Annotated in this window: 3 protein-coding genes and 1 pseudogene; all 4 read left to right on the top strand. The window is 69.5% G+C overall.

Features of this window, described 5'->3' with window-relative positions:
• The first annotated feature begins 221 nt into the window (after positions 1-221).
• Positions 222-1,145 (top strand): IPT/TIG domain-containing protein, encoded by a 924-nt coding sequence (locus tag QMK34_RS47225; RefSeq protein WP_326421577.1) that lies wholly within the window; start codon positions 222-224, stop codon positions 1,143-1,145.
• Positions 1,132-1,371 carry a galactose-binding domain-containing protein gene (locus tag QMK34_RS47220; protein WP_326421576.1) on the top strand — a complete coding sequence of 80 codons (240 nt, stop codon included), beginning with the start codon at positions 1,132-1,134 and terminating at the stop codon, positions 1,369-1,371. The genes QMK34_RS47225 and QMK34_RS47220 overlap by 14 nt, the downstream gene beginning before the upstream one ends.
• Before the next feature lie 33 nt (positions 1,372-1,404).
• Complete coding sequence (locus tag QMK34_RS47215) at positions 1,405-1,791, top strand: hypothetical protein (RefSeq protein ID WP_326421575.1); 387 nt, start codon at positions 1,405-1,407, stop codon at positions 1,789-1,791.
• Positions 1,792-1,912: 121 nt separating this feature from the next.
• Positions 1,913-2,488: pseudogene (locus QMK34_RS47210) on the top strand (peptidoglycan-binding protein); the annotation flags it as partial.

Genomic DNA, 2,488 nt, shown 5'->3' with positions numbered 1-2,488 from the left:
TTTCACTGAAAGTGTCCTTCCGATCCGCACTGATCAGGTCCTCAACACACCCGATTGTTGCAGGTCAAAGAACACTTTCCTCATATCCACGCCGGTCACAAACCCCACCAATCCACGGATCCAGGCTAAGTCCCTCATGGTGGCCTTCAGGGACTCTGTAATCGGGCAAGTCGGAATCAAACGGACTACAGTGCGGCAGTTTCGTCCTTTGTGGACGGAGCGTGCACCTGGGTGACCTCGCGGTGCTCGCCGCGGCCGGGCTGCGGCCGCCGTTCCAGGACCTGACCACGAGCAAGCGGCCGAAGGTCGCACTGGCGACGCCGACCTGTACCAGTGACGTCCTCATCTCCGGCTCCGGGTTCGCCCCGGACGCACGGGTGAGCGTCGGCGGGAGGGAGATCCGGCCGGTCACCTACATCGGCACCAATCACCTGGCGGTCACGCTGCCACTCGGGTCGGCCGGCGGCGAGGTCTCCGTCACCACCAGGGCGGGCACGAGCGCGGCCGACGTCGACGCGAACAGTTCGCTGTGCTCGGGGCTGAGCACGCACTCCGGCAACAACGGGGTGTCGCCGGACTCGAACCCGGCAGGCGGCAACATCGACGGGTTCGGCTACAGCCTGTCGGCGGAAGCGCTGGCGGCCAAGGGTTTCTCGCCCGGATCGCTGGTCAATTCGCACGGGGTGACGTTCGCCTGGCCGACCGCCTCGGCCGGGCAGCCGGACAACGCGCTCGCCGCGGGCCAGACCTTCGGGCTGATCGGTTCGTCGGCCACGCTCGGGTTCCTGGCCACCAGCACCTACGCGGCCAAGGGCACCGGGACCGTGAACGTGCTGAGCCTGCCGGACTGGGCGAACCCGCCACCGTCCGATGTGGACACCGTGGCCACGCTGCCGTACCGCGACGGCCCTGGTGGCCGCGGCAACCGCGACGTCCACTTGTTCTACGTGGGTGTCCCGATCGATCCACACAAGACAGTGAAGAGCGTCCAGCTGCCGATGGTCGGCTCCGAGTTCGGGGTGGGCGTGCCCTCGACGCACATCTTCGCCGCCGGTCTTGCCGGGAGCCCGGACCTGGCGCTGGGCAAGATCGCGACGCAGTCGTCGGAGGCCTACTGCGGCTCGCCGTCGCGTGGTCGACGGTGACACCAACGGCGTGTTCGGCAACAACTCGGTGAGCCACCCGGACCTGAACACGCACCCGTGGTGGCAGGTCGGCCTCGGCGGGACGAGCCCGCTGTCCTCGATCAACGTCTGGAACCGCACCGACTGCCGCGTCGACCGGCTCAGCGACTTCTGGGTCTTCACCTCGCCGACGCCGTTCGACACTTCCCTTACCCCGCAACAGCAAGCGGCTCGCCAGGGCGTCTGATCCAGCCATCGGACCGGCCCCGCCGGGACCGTCATGGTCCAGCTCAGCGGCGCGAACCACCTCACCCTCGCCGAGGTCGAGGTGTTCGGCGGCCCGCGGGCGGACACCGGCGGCTGGGTCGGGACCTGGGCCACGGCGATGGCCGGGCCCGCGCGGGGGATCAAGGTGATCGGGGCGACGCTCACCCCGTTCAAGGGCCGCGGCGGCTACGACGCCGAGGTGGAGGCGCCGCGGACCGGGATCAACGAGTTCGTCCGCACCAGCGGTGTCTTCGACGGCGTGGCCGACTTCGCCGCGGCGCTGGCCGACCCGCGGGATCCGCTGAGCATGAAGCCGGAGTTCTCCGCAGGGGACCACCTGCACCCCGCCGACGCCGGGAACGAGGCGATGGTCGCCGCACTGGACCTCGCCGAGCTCTGACCCCGGCTGTTTGTACGACGCTTGTATCCGTGCTGCCTACCGTGGACCGCGACCCGCTTCGGACCAGTGGAGGACAGTCATGAACATGCGGTCGACGATCGTGCGGAGCACGCGGCGGGGAGTGTTCACCAGGGTCGCCGTGCTGACGGCGGCGGCCGCGCTGTCGCTCGGCGTCGCGGCGCCGGCACTCGCCACCCAGGAAGCCAGTGCACGGGAAGCCGCCGCCCTGCCGGCGGCCAACATGGAAGCGGTGCTCAAGGCGGCGCAGATCGACCCGCGCCGGGCCGACAGCGCGCTGACACCGGGCAGCAAGGACAGCGTGCTGCTGGTCGAGCAGGCCTTGGCGGCCAAGGGGCTGCTGGCCGCCCAGTACGTGGACGGCCACTTCGGCACGACGACCATCTCGGCCTACTCGGCGTATCAGAAGTCGCTGGGCTACACCGGGATCGACGCGTCCGGGCTGCCGGGCGCGACCTCGTTGCAGAAGCTCGGCAGTCAGCGGTTCACCGTCGGCAACGTGGTCACCGCGGGCAGCAGGGTGACGTATCACGGGGAGCTGATGAACACCCGCACCAAGGCGATGCTGGTGGCGGCCGAGGGGTTGCTCGGCAGGCAGCTCGGCATCACCCAGGGCTCCTACAACCCCGGTGGCGTCGGCAGTTCGGCGGGCACGCACGACGGTGGCGGTGTGGTGGAC

The sequence above is a fragment of the Amycolatopsis sp. H20-H5 genome (genome assembly GCF_035828755.1).
GTDB lineage: Bacteria > Actinomycetota > Actinomycetes > Mycobacteriales > Pseudonocardiaceae > Amycolatopsis.
This window is presented reverse-complemented; position numbering and strand designations above follow the sequence as displayed.

Coding starts and splice junctions, on each gene's coding strand:
- QMK34_RS47215 (WP_326421575.1), top strand. CDS start 1,405: ATGGTCCAGCTCAGCGGCGCGAACCACCTCACCCTCGCCGAGGTCGAG.